Raw genomic sequence first — 15,629 nt, forward strand, 5'->3', positions numbered from 1 at the left:
GCGCTGCTGCGTTGACGCCATTCGAATCATAGTTTTTATAGAGGTTGCTCGACGGTAATGCGTGACACACGTCCACTTTTATTACACAGCGATTTTCCGCCGGTTCATCGCGCCTCGCTCGAGACACTGCAGGTGAATCTGGGGTATTTATGTAATCTCAGCTGCGTGCATTGCCATGTTAATGCGGGCCCTCACCGCACTGAACAAATGGACAGGGAAACGATTGACACGCTGCTGGCATTGCTTGACAGGGCTGCAATCCACACGCTAGACCTCACTGGCGGCGCGCCAGAGTTAAATCCGCATTTTCGATATCTGGTGCGCGAAGCGCGTGCTCTCGATGTGCATGTTATCGACCGTTGCAACCTCACGGTATTGTTAGAGCCTGGTCAGGAAGATCTGGCCGATTTTCTTGCAGAGCAGCAAGTCGAGATCTGTGCATCGCTACCGTGTTATGTGCAGGAGAATGTCGAAGCGCAGCGTGGCAAAGGTGTTTACGATGCGAGTATTCAGGCATTGCAGCAGCTCAATGCGCTTGGCTACGGCGCAGAGCGAATACTCAATCTGGCCTATAATCCGGTGGGGCCTGTGTTGCCGCCGCCGCAGGAGGCGTTGGAGGCGGATTACCGACGTGAGCTGAAAGATCGATTTGGCATTCGCTTTAACCACTTGATGACGATTACGAATATGCCTATTAGTCGTTTTGGGTCGGTACTGTTGGCGCAAGGCCAGTACACGGAATATATGCACTTGCTGCGGGAAAACTTTAGTCAATCCAATATGGAGACGCTGATGTGTCGTCGCCTGCTTAGCGTCGATTGGCAGGGTTTTCTTTACGATTGTGACTTCAACCAGATGCTGGACTTGCCGTTGTTGGCCAGTGATCGACGTCGCCATATCCGCGACTTATTGTCGACCCTGACGCTGGACGAGCCGATTATCACAGGGGAGCATTGCTATGGCTGTGCTGCAGGGCAGGGCAGTAGCTGTGGCGGCGCTTTGGACACCTGATGAGCGTCGGCGTCAGTTTTGTTATCCCGGTACTCAATGAGGAGGATGCAGTAGCCGATTTACTGCGGGACTTGCGACAGCGTTATCCACACAGCCAATTAATTGTAGTTGATGGCGGTAGTCGCGATCGTACCGTGGCATTGGCGCTCCCTCTGTGTGATCAGTTGTTGTTGATGGCAACTGGTAGGGCGCGGCAGATGAATCTGGGGGGGCAGGTAGCGTGCATGCCTTACGTGTGCTTTCTGCACGCCGACAGTCGCCCCGGTGTTTCCGCGTCAGCGCTTGAAGCATATCTTGTGGCGCGACCCGCGTGGGGTTTCTGTCGAGTGCGTTTGAGTAGTGAGAGGCTGCCGTTTCGTATTGTCGAATGGTTTATGAATCAACGTTCACGTATGACTTCAGTGGCGACAGGCGATCAGATGATGTTTGTCAAAAAAACCGTATTTGATGAAAGTGGGGGATTTGACGATATCCCCTTGATGGAAGATGTTGCCTACTGCAAACGCCTGCGTCGCGTGCAAACGCCAATCATTATTCAGGCACCGGTGCTGACGTCTAGTCGTCGCTGGGAGGAGGGTGGTGTGGTGCCCACGGTGCTGCGTATGTGGCTGCTGCGCTTGGCCTACTTTTTGGGTGTGGCGCCTGCCACTTTATGGCGCTACTACTATGGACACTGATAGGGGGTCGCTACTGCTTGTTCAGTTCGCCCGGTCGCCTCAGGAGGGCTGCGTTAAAACCCGCATGATGCCGCATCTTTCCGCCTCTGAGGCCTGCGATTTACATTGTCAGTTAACGCTCTGGACGTGCGATCAGTTGCTCAACTGCGGTCTTGGTGCTGTGGAGTTATCAGTGGCGGGAGATACAGATCACGCTCTCTTTAGACAGTGTGAGGCAATGGGCATTGCTCGACTGACAACCCAATATGGCTCAGATCTCGGCGAGCGTATGTTTAATGCTGTGGCTCAGGGTTTGGCGCATTACGAATGCGTTATTCTGGTGGGCAGTGATTGTCCGGGTATTGACGTGTCATATCTTGAGCAGGCGTTTGAGGCATTGCAGGCGTCATCCGTGGTGGTGGGTCCGGCCACTGACGGTGGCTATGTATTGATTGGCGCCCGGCAGATCAAGGACGAGATTTTTCAAGGCATACCCTGGGGCAGTGATCAGGTTTATACGCAAACGCGTCTCGCGTTGACGCGGTCAGGGCTGACGTGGGCGGAGTTGCCGTACTTGGCGGATATTGACAGACCAGAAGATCTCCCTTTATGGGAAGCACTGCAGCGCGATAGACCGAGCGGCTCAATAGGCGTCTAGCACCAGGAGACTCATGGCCAGCTCGACCTGCGGTGGTGTCAGGCTCGGGCCACGGACTGGGGTTGTGCCTGCACGCCACCGGCGCGATGTTGCATTAGCCACGCTATCGCAGCGCAATAACTGAGGTTGGTTTGCAGTTCACTGTCAGGGTCACTGAGAAACGCCCGCTGGCTGGCTAACCCCCTGACTCTGCTAGCGAAATCGGGATTGAAAGCCAGGTATCTATCCCACAGGTCGCTGTGTTGGGCGGCGGTGATGTGGAAAATCCCCAGACCCTCAGGTTTCGCGGCGAACAGTCCCACATCAGGGGGATTAACCGCGGCATTGAGGAGAAACGCTTCATTCGCTGGGTTCAAAGCACCCATATATTCGAGGGCGGGTCGAATGACCTGATCTCTCAGGTGGTCTGCGCTAAGGTACATATCGCTCGTCCTCGGAGGGATGACTCGTCCCTCATTTACGGCTGTTTCATTCTTATCGTTTTTTAAAGCGGCCGGGGTATTTTGCGACTTCTGTGGAGATCGTGCCCACATCGCGCCTTTTCCTAGCTGCCAGACAACTTTTTAGCACAAATAAAAAAATAATCCAATAAAAATAAGGAGTTGTGGTGGATAATTCACAATTATTTTGGAAAAGAGAGCTAACTAGTACTCAGCAGCGGCTGGTGTAATCCTATTCTTCGGCAAAAAAGACGCTAAAATCGCTCCAATAGGCGGCATAAATCGATAAATTCTCAAAACACACGGTATCTTTTAGCCGCCTGCAATTTTAACAGTGTAGCCAAGTTTTTCTAATTCTTCTTTGAGGAGCTCGCGCTGGTCGCCTTGAATTTCAATAGTATTGTCTTTTATGGCACCTCCAACGCCGCACTTTCTCTTTAGTTGAGTGGACAGAGACTTTAATTCATCGCCGGCTAGGGGAAGACCTTTGACGAGTGTGACGGCCTTGCCACCGCGCCCCTTGGTTTCCCGGTGAAGTCTTACGATACCGTCTCCAGTGACCGAAGGTCGGTCTTTTCCGCAGACACAGCTGGTCACCGTGCGCAGGCATTGCGGACAAAGCCGGCCCCCGTCGGTGGAATAAACGAGGCGGCTGTCAGTATTTTTTTGTTTACTCATGGGCAGATCGTGTCTTTATGGCGAAGGGGGCAGTATATTAGGCGCCCGTGCCCATGCAAACCTGGAATGCGAGGAGACAAGCCGGAATGTCAGCAGACGTCGATATATTGAAACAACAAATACTGGAACTGCAAAGTCAGCTTGCGTTCCAGGAAGACGCAGTACAGAGTCTCGACCGGGCTCTCGCGCAGCAACAGCATGAGATGTTAGTGATGCGGCGACAATTAGAGTTACTGCGCCAACATCAACTGCAGCAAGCCGAAGACAACGGCGCTGGGCCCGATGGCAATCCAGCCAATGAGCTGCCGCCACACTATTAACGAGAAGTCAGAGAGGGATATATGTCAGAAAGTGCCCGTCAGGATTCGCCGGAACAGGCGGAGTTTCGTCAGTATTGTCGACAGTGGTTAGCGAGTAATAAACCGGGGGAGCCGTCGGTGCGGTTGCCATTGTCTCCGCTGGAAATCATGACAGAAGAACAACTCTCCTATTTGCAGGACTGGCAGAAGTCTGCTTACGACGCGGGTCTGGTGGGTTGTGATTACCCGGTCGCGGTCGGAGGCGGAGGACGCACCGATTGTCAGCGTATCGCCAACGATGAAATGATTGGTGCGCGAACGCCCTTTATGCCCAATGTGATCGGGCTGGGTATGGCTGCGCCCACAGTGTTTCATCACGGACAAGAAGCACTCAAAGAGCGGCTATTGCCACGCCTGTTTTCTGGTGAGGATATCTGGTGCCAAGGTTTTAGTGAACCCGGGGCCGGTTCGGATCTTGCCAGTGTACAGACCTTTGCTGAGCGCAAAGGCGACAAGTGGGTTATCAATGGCCACAAAGTCTGGACCTCTCTGGCGCATTTTGCCGAGTGGATGATCCTCCTGTTACGCACCGACCGTTCGCATAAATACGACGGCCTATCGTATTTCGTAGTGCCGATTAAGTCCGCCCTGGGTAAGGGCGTTACCGTGCGACCGCTGATCAAAATCACCGGCGAAACCGGTTTTAATGAAGTGATTTTTGAAGACCTTGAAGTGGATGATGGTTATCGCTTGGACGAGTTGGGTAAGGGTTGGCAAGTCGCCATGACTACCTTGTTGCATGAGCGTGGCGCAGGAGAATTGCAGACGCCGCGTTCGGGCGGGATGAAGAGCAAGGCGACCCACTCAACCAATACGGCTAACCTGATCGAGTTGGCTCGTGTGACGTCGCGTAATGGCAAGCCGGCTGCGGACGATCCGCTGATCAGAGATCGCATCATGCAATTGGTGATTCAAGAAGCGGGTTTGGGACAAAATCAGCGCCGCGCACGGGTGTCTGCCTTGCAGGACCATCCGGCCCGTCTGTTGCTGCAAAATAAATTGCTGGCCAGCGAAATTGCGCAGGCCATTGGTGCCACAGCAATGGAAGTGGAGGGCGCTAGTGCGTCTTTGTACCTCGGCGATGACAATGCACCGGCCGGGGGGCAGTGGCCTATGGCCTATATGAATTCCTACGGCATGACCATCGCCGCAGGTACCAGCGAAATACAGCGCAATATTCTCGGCGAACGTGTACTTGGCTTAGCGAAATCAAAATAGGGTAGGGGACATGACACAACCGGACAACTTTGGTTTTGGTGAAGAAGCTGGGCTGCTAAAGGATTCTGCCCGTAAATTTTTTGCCGATAATTTTACCACGGATAAATTACACCGTATGGTGGCCTCGGATCATAATCCAGAACGCATGAGTGCCTGCGTCTGGGACCGCGATCTGTGGCAGCAGATGGTAGAACTTGGCTGGACCTCGTTGGCAATACCGGAATCTGCGGGTGGACTGGGTATGCCGCTAGTGGCTGTAGCGGGGTTGGTAGAGGAGTTGGGGAGGGCTGCCTTTCCCTGTCCACTGCTGGGGTCTCTTAACGCGACCTACGTTTTGTCCGCCTGCGACAGTGGTGGTGAAGCAGCCTTGACTGAAATTGCTGAGGGAATGACGGCAACGCTTGCGATTACCAATGCTCAGGGTTCCTGGGACTTGGCTGATACGGATGTGCAAAGTACGAAAGGGCAGTTGAACGGTATGGCCTACTTTGTGCAGGATGCACGCAAAGCCGATCGTCTACTCGTCAGTGCGCGAACGGAAAAGGGACTGTCACTTTACTGGGTGGCGACGGACGCCGCAGGCGTCACGATTGCGCCTGATGCCATCGTGGACCTCACCCGCGATCAGGCACATGTCCGTTTTGAGAATGTGCAGGCGCAGGCAGTATCAGACAATGGCGTGGCTGCGCTGTCACAGGCCATGCCCGCCATCTGGACGTTACTGGCTGCAGACATCACTGGCGCAGCTGAGTGGCAGTTGCAGGCAACAGTTGAGTACGCCGGCACACGTCAGCAGTTTGAGCACCCTCTAGGATTTTTTCAGGCGGTAAAGCATCCACTGGTGGATGTTATGATACTGATAGACCAGTGCAAATCACTGGTGTACAACGCTGCATGTGCGTTCGATATGCAGCCGCCACGCGCTGCTGAGTTTGCGCATATGGCCAAGGCCTCAGCCAGCGAATGTGCGGCCTTTGCCTCTAGTCGCTCGGTGCAGTACCACGGCGGTATCGGCTTTACCTGGGAGTGCTTTATCCATCTTTATTTCAAGCGGCAGAAACACAGTCAATTATTGTGGGGAGATGCGGCCTGGCACCGGGCACAACTGGCGAACATTTTAATAGGTACGGCGGCTTGAAACTGATCATTCCCGCGTGCCTGCGCGGTCGTAAAACAACCTAATCAAACCGGTAGATTTTTTATGAATTGGAAAACAGTCTTCGCTGTGCTGCTCGCGCTGGTGTTTGGTGTAGGGGTGTTGATGAAAATCGCCCTGCGTACTCCTCAGGCGCCACCGCATCAGGTGTTTATTAATGGCAACGTCTTGACCATGGATGCCAATAATACAGTGGCTGAAGCGTTGTCGACCAAAGGCGAGTTGATCGAGGCCGTCGGCTCCACTGACGAAATAATGGCGCTGGTGGGCAATGAGACTGAAGTTATCGATCTGCGCGGACGCACGCTGCTGCCAGGATTTATTGACGCGCACGGTCATTTTCCGGGCTCAGGTTTACGGGTTGTCGCCGCGGACCTGAACAGCCCTCCCATTGGGAATATCGAGACCATGGCGGAGGTGATGGCGGCACTGAAGGAGCAGGCTGAAAAGGCTGCACCCGGTGAATGGGTCAGCGGCTTTGGCTATGACGATACGTTATTGGCGGAACAGCGCCATCCTACTCGCGCGGAGCTGGACGAAGTTTCCATCGAGCACCCGGTGGTGGCCATGCATATATCAGGGCATATGCTCGTGGCCAACAGCATGGCGCTCGAACAGGTTGGCATTAACGCATCCACGCCTAACCCTGAAGGTGGCGTGATTGGAAGGCGGCCTGGCTCGCAAGAACCTAACGGCCTATTGGAAGAAACGGCTAGAATGACGGTAATGAGTCAGATGCAGGATATCAGCATTATTGACACCTATCGTCTGATGAAGGCTGCGGCCAACGAATATTCGGCGATGGGTGTGACCACCGCGCAATCTGGCGGGGTCAGTGCGCGCTTGGCGACGGGTCTTTCTTGGTTCAGCAAGGTGGGGGTGATTCCACAGCGACTGGTGGCATTCCCTCTTGCAGAGGAGTTTGGTGAAACACTGCTGAATGGGGATTACAACCCTGAAGAGTACAGTGGTGATAAACTGATGATGGGCCCCGTCAAGATTGTCGCGGACGGCAGCATACAGGGCTTCACTGGTTATTTAAGCGCACCCTACTATACGACCTACAAGGGAGATGCTAACTATAGAGGCTATCCGTCAGTGCCGCGCGAAAAGTTATTTGAGCAGGTGAAGGGGCTACACAAGGCAGGCTACCAAATGGCCATTCACGGCAACGGTGACCAATCGATTGAAGATATTTTAGACGCCTTTGAGGCCGCGCAAGACGCGCATCCTGTCGACGACCCGCGCATGATCCTCATCCATGCTCAGATGGCCAGACAAGATCAGATAGCCAGAATGCGCGAGCTGGGTGTTACGCCGAGCTTTTTTACCGCCCATACCTGGTATTGGGGAGATCGTCACCGGGATATTTTCATGGGGCCAGAGCGCGCCGCGGTGATGAGTCCCTCTCAGTGGGCGCTGGATTATGGCGTGCGCTTTAGTTCTCATCTGGATACGCCGGTGACGCCGATGTCGCCGCTGCAAGCCGTATGGAGTCAGGTGCACCGCATCACCTATGGTGGTGATGTGTTGGGGCCAGAGCAGCGAATCGGTGTGATGGACGCATTGCGGGCGGTGACGATCGATGCCGCATGGCAGATATTTCAGGAAGACAACCGAGGTTCGCTGGAACCGGGAAAATACGCGGATATTATTGTGCTGTCGGGGAGTCCTCTGGACGATGCCATGGGGATGCGTGATCTTGTTGTGGAGCGCACCCTAATTGGTGGCGCGACCGTCTACCAGAAATACTAGCCGTCCATCATTGATGGCCGGCGTAAGTTGCACTCAGGTAGGCGCCCAGTCGTGTTGAGCGAGTCTGCTTCGAATTGCCCATGACAGCAGCCTAGAACTGCACTAAATGACTGATTACATGGACAGATGCGTGCTATTCGGCTATAAATACCTCTACCGCTTAGCGAAAATTTCGCTGACGCTTTGTTTGCGATTTTCAAGGAAAGTAGGTCGTATTTAAATGATTCGACATAGTATAAGCAACACAGTCATATACAGCCCGGATGATATTGTCCTTTTCAGGGAATCGCCCTTCGCCGCTTGGATGGAGCGGCTGACTCTGGAGAACCCCCGCCACGGAATTCCGCCTGACATACACACTACGGCGTCAAAAGATACGGAGTCGTCGCAAGCGACCCTCGTTGCAACCCTGCGGGTCGAGGGTAGGAATGTCGTCGTAATCGACTCGGAACTGCAGGAACCTGATCGCAACATTGCCACCCTGGAAGCGATGCGCACTGGCGCGGACTTTATCGTCAATGGGCAGCTGACCGTCGATACGTTGTCAGCCAAACCCCATTTTCTGATGCGAACCAGTGGCTATTCCGACCTTGGGGCTTTTCTGTATATTCCCTGCGACACGCAGGCTGAGAGCAGTCTGAATTCGGGCTTTCGATTGTCTTTTGTGGCCGAGCTGTTGCATGTGTTGCAGGGTCAACTGCCTCCACAGATGTTGATTATTCGTGAAGGCGCAGACGTTGTGCCGCTGCTGACGGAAGATTATATTTATTACTATCGGACCGTGCAGCAGCGATTTTTGCAGGCTATGCAGAGTTTCCGCAAGCACCGGATGCCTGATCCGGCAGAGTCATCACATTTTGGCCGCTGGTCGGTCTGCGCTAGCGAGATGTTCAAACAAAGGGCTAGGCGCGAACAGCAAAAAATAGAAGAGCCTGAAGCTGATGAGCCACCTGAAGAAACATTCGAAATGCCTCAGCAGGCCGTCGCTAGCGCAAATGCAGCGACGTATCCCTTTTATGACAATGCGATGGTGCGCCAGCCTGACGCAGGCTCGGAAGAGATCAATCGCTCCACTCTGGTCGCGACAAATACGCCCCGCAGCGAAACTGACGCTAACGCTAACGCTAACGCTAACGTGGCTGGGCAGGCTATGCCTAGCCATTATGGTGATGACGCTAAATCCAGCTATACGCCTGACCTCGCCCCTTTAAGTTGGGCTCGTACCGTCGCAGCAACGCCGTCTCTAGCAAATATCGATGCCGCCCTGCATAACCTAGAGTTTATCGGCAGCAGCGGGCCGCAAGATCCCGGGTTTCTTTCGGAAAGTGAAGCAGCACGGTCTGAACGACAACAATACAATTTCATCGATAGTGACCGTGTCGAGGTTAGCGCTGTAAGCGCTGATTCCCTGATTGATATGGACGATGTTTCAGCTGTCCCTCCGCAACCGTTAGCGGACGTTGAAGAGCCACAGGTTGAAGCTGCTGTCAGCGCTTCATTGAGGAATACGGAGCAGGATCAGGCGCAACCTGAAGCCGAAAACCCTGTCGCACGGCCATTCAGCAACAGCCTGCTTACCAGCGAAGAAAGCGGCAGATACTAGCCTTATTTAGCGCAGTGCACTAAAGCAGCTGCGTATCTCTTGCAAGAAAAGCTCAGGCTGTTCCAAGGCTGCGAAATGCCCGCCGCGTTCCAGTTCGTTCCAGTGAATGAGGTTTGAAAAGCGCTTTTCTGCCCAGCGGCGGCTGCTGCGAAAAATCTCCTTGGGGAAGATAGAGCACCCGACAGGGATGTTAATCGGGTCCATATTAGCGTTTTCGAAACTCTCCCAATATAGACGTCCGGAACTGGCAGCGCTATTGTTTAGCCAATACATCATGACATTGTCCAGCAATTCATCTTTTGTCAGGACATTTTCTGGGTGTTTCGTGCCATCCTTTTCGCAGTCGGTCCACATGTAGAATTTCTCGACCACCCACGCCATCTGCCCGACGGGAGAGTCAGCGAGACCATAACCCAGCGTCTGGGGGCGGGTTGATTGTTGCTTGGAATAGCCAGAGCCTTGTTCCATATAGGCGCCCATGTCGACCAGTGCGGACTGCTCCTGTGCGGTGAGGTTGTCCATCGTGTCTGGGTCTGGTGCGACGATCGGCATGTTGATGTGAATGGCAGCACAGTGCTCAGTCTCGGTCATGCCCATGCTTTGGGTGACCATGCTGCCCCAGTCACCACCTTGTGCCACATAACGCGTGTAACCCAGTCGGCCCATCAGTTGGCCCCACATCTGGCCAATTTTTTCTACAGAGGTGCCTGTGCTGGTGGGTTTGCCGGAAAATCCGTAGCCGGGTAAACACGGAGCTACCACATGGAAAGCGTCTTCTGCTTTTCCGCCATGTTCCGTTGGGTTCGCCAGTGCGTCGATGATTTTGTGAAACTCTACAATTGAACCGGGCCATCCATGGGAGATAATAAGGGGAAGGGCATCTTCATGCGGGCTTCTCTGGTGAATAAAGTGAATGTCGATGCCCTCGATACTGGTCATAAACTGTGGCCAGCTATTCAGCTTTTTTTCAAAGCGTCGCCAGTCATAATCTGTCGCCCAGTACTGTGCCAGCTCTTGGGTATACTGCAGCGGAATACCCTGACTCCAGTCTTCGCAGGTCTCTTTCTCGGGCCAGCGCACATGTTCAAGGCGCTGTTTAAGGTCCTCTAGTGCCGAGGAGGGGATAGCTACTGTGAACGGAGTGATATCGATAGTCACGTGTCGGTTCCTTTTCGTTTGGCCTGATAAAATAGCCACTGGATTGCGTCGATGCAAGTATTTCGGACAGATCGGGGAGTTTTCTCAGCGAAAAGCGCTGCCATAGTGGCGTTGTAGAGGGAAGACTTCGGTGACGTTGCTGAGTCCGAGAAAATTTATTCTTCTTGCCAGATACGGCGCAGAGGTTCGCCGAAATCGTCGTAGATTATTTTGCGTTGCCGGGATGGCGTGCGACTTTTGAATCGCGGCTTGTGGCGTATTTTTTGAATACGACGCGCTTCAATAGCCGCGACGACTTCTGGCACAGGGGTGCGGGGGCTTTTGGGCTCAGCGAAGAGCGTGCGATTAAGGAATACCGCTGGATCTCCCGGGTTCTTGCCCGAAATGCCCTGAGCAATTTCATTAACAGCGCCGCCGGCTTTGAGGAAGCGTTGGGTCTCCTCGAACAGTTCGTCCCTGATGTCTGCTTTTGTTGTTAGTTTTTTCAATGATCCTGTTGCCAGCACGGCGCGGTTTTGCTCGCCCACTAGTATAGCGGTGTCGTTAGAGAATAACAGGTTCTTTGGTAGAACGATCTGCAGGCGGCCTGGAGCATTCAATGTGGTGAAGTGTGTTGAAGTGTGGCGTAGCGTTGCCGAAAAAATGGACTAGGCTTATGTTCGATCGGTGGTGTCAAAGCCGGCCAGAGCAGCCATTTGACTCATTAACTCAAGCATATTGGTCTTCGCCTGGTCTCCTGAAAATTCTCGATACAGACTGTCCACATTGACCGCGATTCGTTCCGGGTCAGACCAGGCAGAGTATTCCGTCAACTCAATATCCTTGGCGGCCTCGAATGCGCTCATGCCAGCGTCATACCGTATGCGTGCCTGATCATGCACATATTGCAGGTAGCGCCGGACCTTGGCTACACCGTGTTTGTCAGTGATGGGTCCGTGCCCCGGTACAATGAAGTCTACGTCCATCGCTTCGATGAGTAGGCAGGCCTTAATCCAGTTTGCGGCCGGCCCCTCCCACATGAGCGGTGTGCTATCAATAAATAGAATATCTCCGGTAAACACCACTCGGTCGGATGGAGAATGCACCAGCACGTCTCCTCGGGTGTGGGCCGGGCCAACTTCTAACAGATGTACCTGCTTGTCGCCTATCTTAAGGTCTAATTCACCGTTAAAGGTGTGCGTTGGTGGCGTAAAGCGGATCCCATCAAAGCGAAACTGACCAAAGCAGTGCTGAAAATAATCGCTTAATGGGCCAGGCTCCCGTGTGCTCTCCATAATGGCCGCCATCGCTTCAGGCGTTAACTCGCCCATTTCCAGGGCCGAGGCCGCTGATGCGATAATATTGGCACCCGTGACCAGTTCGTTGCCGTGACAGTGATCGCCATTAGCGTGAGTATTGACGAGCGTGCCAATCGAATGTGTCGCCGGTTCAGCGGCGCGCATCTTACGCAGCATTTCCCCCGTCAGTTCGAGGTCGTACAGCGTATCGACCAGCAATGACTCCTCTTCATCGACGATCAGCCCCGCATTACTCCAGCCCCAGCCTCCGCTTGGCGCTAACCAGGCATACGCTCCTTTCGCCAATGGGTGCAGGCCGGGGTGTTGCTCAGTAGGCATAGAGATTGATTCCAATACGATCGAAAACGCAATATTAACGCTATTATAGGGAAAAAGGGCATGTCGGGTTTTCGTCGGGGGCAACAATCTGTTTTAATGCACTTCCGTTAAATTGTGGTTCCCTGACAATGAATGCCATTCGATCGGTACTTGTCTTTACTTGGATTGTTATCACTGTTATCCCAGTCGGGCTTACGCTGGTCTTTTGCTCGCTCTTTCTCAGTGATATTAGGCTGTGGTGGTGGTTCGCAGCGCCCTGGCTGCGCGGCGTTATCGGCGCGGCGCGCATGGTTGGGCGGGTTAATTACCGCGTGCATGGCGAGTCCAATCTGCCCGCAGCTGACGATATGCGTCGCGTTATTCTCTGCCCTAAGCACCAGTCGACTTGGGAAACCTTTTTTTTCGCAAGTTTTACCTCGCACCCGCTAGCCTATGTGTTTAAAAAAGAACTGTTACGCGTCCCCATTTTTGGCTGGGTGATGGGCCGACTGGGTATGATTCATATCGACCGAAAGCAACGCATTGATGCGTGGGCTAAAGTAAGGGCGCAGGGAGAAGTGCTGATGGATCGCGGTAAGTGGATCATTATGTTCCCCGAGGGGACTCGCGGTGAGCGGGGCAAAAAAGGTAACTACAAAGCGGGTGCGACACGGTTGGCAGTGGCCACCGGAGCGTATATCGTGCCGATTGCGGTTACGTCAGCGCGCTGCTGGCCGCGGCGCTCTTTTTCACTCATACCAGGGACCATCGATGTGTCGATTGGCCCACCTGTGTGTGCTGAGGGGAGAGAGCCTGGAGAATTGATGGACGAAGTAGAGCGATGGATTGAATCGGAGATGCACCGTCTCGATCCGCAAGCGTATAAAAACCAACTAAGAGGATAAAGAGATGTCTGTAGGAAAAATAGTAATGGTAGTGCTGTATGCCGTTTTAGCAGGGCTGGCGATAACGCAGGGTGATACTTCTGCGGGTATTTGGGCCGTGCGCGTACTTGGGATACTTGCCGTGGTGCATATTATTGAGACAGTGGTTTTTTTCAATCTTTGCAAAGCGGCAGGAGGCTCTCTCGGCGTGAATCTTCTGAGTGTATTCTTGTTCGGCGTGCTCCATGTGAAAGAGCTTAAGGCGGCACAGGGCGAAAGTTGATGGTCATGCACTGATGCAGCAATTCTGCGGGTCAGTTTACGTTACGCTAAATATAATGGAGTGTGAAAGGTGACAGATGCCTATATCGTAGGAGCGGTACGCAGTGCCGGTGGTAAGAAAAACGGGCGGTTGTCTAAGATCCACCCGATAGACCTCGGAGCGGAGGTAGTAGATGCCCTCGTGGCGAAAACCGGCGTTGCTGTATCTGAAATAGATGACCTGATCTTTGGGTGTGTTTCTCAGGTGGGTGCCCAATCCAGCAATATTGCACGCAATATTTGCCTGTCATCCGTGTTAGGCGAAGTAGTGCCGGGAACGACGGTAGATCGACAGTGTGGATCGGGGCAGCAGGCGATGCATTTCGCTGCACAGGGCGTGTTGTCAGGCACCCAAGATCTGGTTATCGCCGGCGGTGTAGAGAGCATGAGCCAGGTGCCCATCGGCGCAAATATTATTGATGGCTACAAGGCCGAACACGGGCTTCCCTACGGTAAAAAAATGTCGGAGCGGTATCCAGGTGTGCAATTCAATCAATTTGCTGGCGCAGAAATGCTGGCACACAAATATGAGCTGACACAGAATGAACTGAACGCGTTCGCATTTGACAGTCATGTAAAGGCAAAGCGCGCAGTATTAGAAGGGCGATTCAAGGACGAAATAGTCGCAATTCAGATCGAGTTGGAAGACGGCACCACTGAGTCGCATGAGCAGGACGAGGGTATTCGCATGGATGCCACTCTTGGCGCGATTGCGGGCCTACAGCCTCTGCAGGAAAATGGGCTGCTAAGTGCCGCGAATGCTTCGCAGATTTGTGACGGTGCAGCGGCGGTCATGATCGCTAACGGGGCTACCTGCAAGCGACTTGGCCTCAAGCCGCTTGCGCGAATCGTAGCCATGAGTGTTATTGGTTCGGACCCAGTTATCATGTTGGAAGGCCCTATTCCAGCGACCAAAAAGGTGCTCGAGAAGGCCAATCTAAGTGTGGATGATATTGACCTGTTTGAAGTGAATGAGGCCTTTGGTTCCGTGCCTTTAGCGTGGGTTAAGGCGTTGGGCGCAGATATCAGTAAGCTCAATGTTAACGGTGGCGCTCAGGCTTTGGGCCATCCTCTGGGGGGGACCGGCGCAAAACTCATGACGACCCTCGTACATGAATTACATCGCACGGGTAAGCGCTACGGATTACTTGCGATCTGTGAGGGAGGTGGGACCGCCAATGCCACGATTGTCGAGCGTGTGGAAGAGGTTTCCTGATCAGAACAAGCGACAGTGATTTTTAAACCTTAGGGTTGCGCATGCGGTGCTCAGCACTCGGCTAGTTGGTGATTGATGTGCAGTGATATGATTACGTACGGCCTGGGTGTAACTGGATGCGGTTAAAAAATAGTGGAAGTATGTTGTATTGAGTGGCAATTTTTCCTGGTATTTCTGTCTACCACTTACAGTGCAATCAATCCTCGTCTCAGCCGGAGAATTTACAATGGGATTTTACGATAGGTACGTAATGCCACGGTTTATCAACTGCGCTTGCGCAACCAAACCGATCATGAAGCAGCGCGAAAAAGTGGTACCGCGTGCGTCTGGCACCGTGCTAGAAATTGGCATTGGAACAGGGCTCAATCTGCCGTATTACGATGCCAGTAAAGTGAAGCGAGTCATCGGCCTGGACCCGTCGGAAAAATCTTGGGACTTGGCAGGCGAGCGCGCTGCGCAGCTTGCGTTTCCCGTTGAGTTTATTGGGTTGCCCTCAGAGACTATCCCGCTCGAAGACGACTCTGTTGACACGGTAGTCGTCACCTTTTCCCTGTGTACGATTCCTGACCCTGTCACGGCTTTGTACGGTATGGCGAGGGTTTTGCGACCGGGGGGGCGTCTTATCTTCTGCGAGCACGGCAGGGCGCCTGATGAGAGTGTTTATCGATGGCAAAATCGAATCAATCCGCTCTGGAAAAGGTTTGCCGGTGGCTGCCATTTAAATCGCGACATTCCGCAGCTGCTCATTGCAGGCGGCTTTGCGGTGTCTGATATGGAGGCGGACTACCTTCCTAGTACGCCCAGAATTGCGGGTTACAACTTCTGGGGCAGCGCTAGGCCGATAAATTCCGCATCCTAGATCGATATTATTTTATGAGGTGTCCAGCGCTTGGATGCGGCTTATTAATTCTGTTGCTGATG

At 53.4% G+C, this 15,629-nt stretch carries 17 protein-coding genes; 12 read left to right on the top strand and 5 right to left on the bottom strand.

Going from position 1 to position 15,629, the window contains the following annotated elements; translation table 11 throughout:
• Positions 1-57: 57 nt before the first annotated feature.
• The 3 genes from arsS to ABXT62_RS07145 are packed head-to-tail and all read left to right on the top strand — an operon-like array spanning position 58 to position 2,325.
• Positions 58-1,011 (top strand): arsenosugar biosynthesis radical SAM (seleno)protein ArsS, encoded by a 954-nt coding sequence (gene arsS, locus ABXT62_RS07135; protein ID WP_415357911.1) that lies wholly within the window; start codon positions 58-60, stop codon positions 1,009-1,011.
• Entirely contained in the window at positions 1,011-1,688 is a 678-nt protein-coding gene (locus ABXT62_RS07140; RefSeq protein ID WP_415357912.1) for a TIGR04283 family arsenosugar biosynthesis glycosyltransferase, read from the top strand. The genes arsS and ABXT62_RS07140 overlap by 1 nt, the downstream gene beginning before the upstream one ends.
• The gene (locus tag ABXT62_RS07145) at positions 1,678-2,325 is read left to right on the top strand and encodes a TIGR04282 family arsenosugar biosynthesis glycosyltransferase (RefSeq protein ID WP_415357913.1); all 648 of its coding nucleotides are present in this window, start codon (positions 1,678-1,680) and stop codon (positions 2,323-2,325) included. The genes ABXT62_RS07140 and ABXT62_RS07145 overlap by 11 nt, the downstream gene beginning before the upstream one ends.
• A 38-nt stretch (positions 2,326-2,363) precedes the next feature.
• Here the strand turns inward: ABXT62_RS07145 and ABXT62_RS07150 are convergent, their stop codons facing one another.
• Positions 2,364-2,747, bottom strand: a complete 384-nt coding sequence (locus ABXT62_RS07150) for a hypothetical protein (protein WP_415357914.1) — start codon at positions 2,745-2,747, stop codon at positions 2,364-2,366.
• Between the two features lie 330 nt (positions 2,748-3,077).
• On the bottom strand, positions 3,078-3,443 hold the full coding sequence (locus ABXT62_RS07155) for a translation initiation factor Sui1 (protein ID WP_415357915.1): 366 nt from the start codon (positions 3,441-3,443) through the stop codon (positions 3,078-3,080).
• A gap of 86 nt (positions 3,444-3,529) precedes the next feature.
• Here ABXT62_RS07155 and ABXT62_RS07160 point away from each other — a divergent pair, with 86 nt between their 5' ends.
• The 5 genes from ABXT62_RS07160 to ABXT62_RS07180 all read left to right on the top strand — a co-directional run bounded on the left by ABXT62_RS07160 (position 3,530) and on the right by ABXT62_RS07180 (position 9,534).
• The gene (locus tag ABXT62_RS07160) at positions 3,530-3,763 is read left to right on the top strand and encodes a SlyX family protein (protein ID WP_415357916.1); all 234 of its coding nucleotides are present in this window, start codon (positions 3,530-3,532) and stop codon (positions 3,761-3,763) included.
• A 21-nt stretch (positions 3,764-3,784) separates the two neighbouring features.
• Positions 3,785-5,020: an acyl-CoA dehydrogenase family protein gene (locus ABXT62_RS07165; protein WP_415357917.1), complete on the top strand. Its 1,236-nt coding sequence runs from the start codon at positions 3,785-3,787 to the stop codon at positions 5,018-5,020.
• Between the two features lie 10 nt (positions 5,021-5,030).
• Positions 5,031-6,158: an acyl-CoA dehydrogenase family protein gene (locus ABXT62_RS07170; RefSeq protein WP_415357918.1), complete on the top strand. Its 1,128-nt coding sequence runs from the start codon at positions 5,031-5,033 to the stop codon at positions 6,156-6,158.
• Positions 6,159-6,221: 63 nt separating this feature from the next.
• Positions 6,222-7,931: an amidohydrolase gene (locus tag ABXT62_RS07175; protein WP_415357919.1), complete on the top strand. Its 1,710-nt coding sequence runs from the start codon at positions 6,222-6,224 to the stop codon at positions 7,929-7,931.
• A 220-nt stretch (positions 7,932-8,151) separates the two neighbouring features.
• Positions 8,152-9,534, top strand: a complete 1,383-nt coding sequence (locus ABXT62_RS07180) for a hypothetical protein (protein ID WP_415357920.1) — start codon at positions 8,152-8,154, stop codon at positions 9,532-9,534.
• A gap of 6 nt (positions 9,535-9,540) precedes the next feature.
• Here the strand turns inward: ABXT62_RS07180 and ABXT62_RS07185 are convergent, their stop codons facing one another.
• The 3 genes from ABXT62_RS07185 to ABXT62_RS07195 all read right to left on the bottom strand — a co-directional run bounded on the left by ABXT62_RS07185 (position 9,541) and on the right by ABXT62_RS07195 (position 12,308).
• Positions 9,541-10,692: an epoxide hydrolase family protein gene (locus tag ABXT62_RS07185; protein ID WP_415357922.1), complete on the bottom strand. Its 1,152-nt coding sequence runs from the start codon at positions 10,690-10,692 to the stop codon at positions 9,541-9,543.
• A gap of 155 nt (positions 10,693-10,847) precedes the next feature.
• Complete coding sequence (locus ABXT62_RS07190) at positions 10,848-11,180, bottom strand: hypothetical protein (protein WP_415357923.1); 333 nt, start codon at positions 11,178-11,180, stop codon at positions 10,848-10,850.
• Positions 11,181-11,345: 165 nt separating this feature from the next.
• A complete protein-coding gene (locus tag ABXT62_RS07195) occupies positions 11,346-12,308 on the bottom strand; it encodes an MBL fold metallo-hydrolase (RefSeq protein WP_415357924.1) in 963 nt (320 codons plus the stop codon).
• 128 nt (positions 12,309-12,436) lie between these two features.
• Between ABXT62_RS07195 and ABXT62_RS07200 the strand changes: the two genes are divergently transcribed.
• The 4 genes from ABXT62_RS07200 to ABXT62_RS07215 all read left to right on the top strand — a co-directional run bounded on the left by ABXT62_RS07200 (position 12,437) and on the right by ABXT62_RS07215 (position 15,567).
• Positions 12,437-13,192 (top strand): lysophospholipid acyltransferase family protein, encoded by a 756-nt coding sequence (locus ABXT62_RS07200; protein WP_415357925.1) that lies wholly within the window; start codon positions 12,437-12,439, stop codon positions 13,190-13,192.
• 4 nt (positions 13,193-13,196) lie between these two features.
• Positions 13,197-13,454: a hypothetical protein gene (locus ABXT62_RS07205; RefSeq protein WP_415357926.1), complete on the top strand. Its 258-nt coding sequence runs from the start codon at positions 13,197-13,199 to the stop codon at positions 13,452-13,454.
• 69 nt (positions 13,455-13,523) lie between these two features.
• The gene (locus ABXT62_RS07210) at positions 13,524-14,708 is read left to right on the top strand and encodes an acetyl-CoA C-acyltransferase (protein ID WP_415357927.1); all 1,185 of its coding nucleotides are present in this window, start codon (positions 13,524-13,526) and stop codon (positions 14,706-14,708) included.
• A 292-nt stretch (positions 14,709-15,000) separates the two neighbouring features.
• The gene (locus ABXT62_RS07215) at positions 15,001-15,567 is read left to right on the top strand and encodes a class I SAM-dependent methyltransferase (RefSeq protein ID WP_415357928.1); all 567 of its coding nucleotides are present in this window, start codon (positions 15,001-15,003) and stop codon (positions 15,565-15,567) included.
• Positions 15,568-15,629: the final 62 nt, after the last annotated feature.

Origin of the sequence: Halioglobus sp. Uisw_031, assembly GCF_047729875.1 — a bacterium.
Classification (GTDB): Bacteria; Pseudomonadota; Gammaproteobacteria; order Pseudomonadales; family Halieaceae; genus Marimicrobium.

Excerpts from the sequence above, each read along its gene's own strand:
- ABXT62_RS07165 (WP_415357917.1), top strand. The coding sequence starts at position 3,785 with ATGTCAGAAAGTGCCCGTCAGGATTCGCCGGAACAGGCGGAGTTTCGT.
- ABXT62_RS07160 (WP_415357916.1), top strand. The coding sequence starts at position 3,530 with ATGTCAGCAGACGTCGATATATTGAAACAACAAATACTGGAACTGCAA.
- ABXT62_RS07155 (WP_415357915.1), bottom strand. The coding sequence starts at position 3,443 with ATGAGTAAACAAAAAAATACTGACAGCCGCCTCGTTTATTCCACCGAC.
- ABXT62_RS07140 (WP_415357912.1), top strand. The coding sequence starts at position 1,011 with ATGAGCGTCGGCGTCAGTTTTGTTATCCCGGTACTCAATGAGGAGGAT.
- ABXT62_RS07215 (WP_415357928.1), top strand. The coding sequence starts at position 15,001 with ATGAAGCAGCGCGAAAAAGTGGTACCGCGTGCGTCTGGCACCGTGCTA.
- ABXT62_RS07145 (WP_415357913.1), top strand. The coding sequence starts at position 1,678 with ATGGACACTGATAGGGGGTCGCTACTGCTTGTTCAGTTCGCCCGGTCG.
- ABXT62_RS07195 (WP_415357924.1), bottom strand. The coding sequence starts at position 12,308 with ATGCCTACTGAGCAACACCCCGGCCTGCACCCATTGGCGAAAGGAGCG.
- ABXT62_RS07200 (WP_415357925.1), top strand. The coding sequence starts at position 12,437 with ATGAATGCCATTCGATCGGTACTTGTCTTTACTTGGATTGTTATCACT.
- ABXT62_RS07180 (WP_415357920.1), top strand. The coding sequence starts at position 8,152 with ATGATTCGACATAGTATAAGCAACACAGTCATATACAGCCCGGATGAT.
- ABXT62_RS07150 (WP_415357914.1), bottom strand. The coding sequence starts at position 2,747 with ATGTACCTTAGCGCAGACCACCTGAGAGATCAGGTCATTCGACCCGCC.
- arsS (WP_415357911.1), top strand. The coding sequence starts at position 58 with ATGCGTGACACACGTCCACTTTTATTACACAGCGATTTTCCGCCGGTT.
- ABXT62_RS07170 (WP_415357918.1), top strand. The coding sequence starts at position 5,031 with ATGACACAACCGGACAACTTTGGTTTTGGTGAAGAAGCTGGGCTGCTA.
- ABXT62_RS07205 (WP_415357926.1), top strand. The coding sequence starts at position 13,197 with ATGTCTGTAGGAAAAATAGTAATGGTAGTGCTGTATGCCGTTTTAGCA.
- ABXT62_RS07175 (WP_415357919.1), top strand. The coding sequence starts at position 6,222 with ATGAATTGGAAAACAGTCTTCGCTGTGCTGCTCGCGCTGGTGTTTGGT.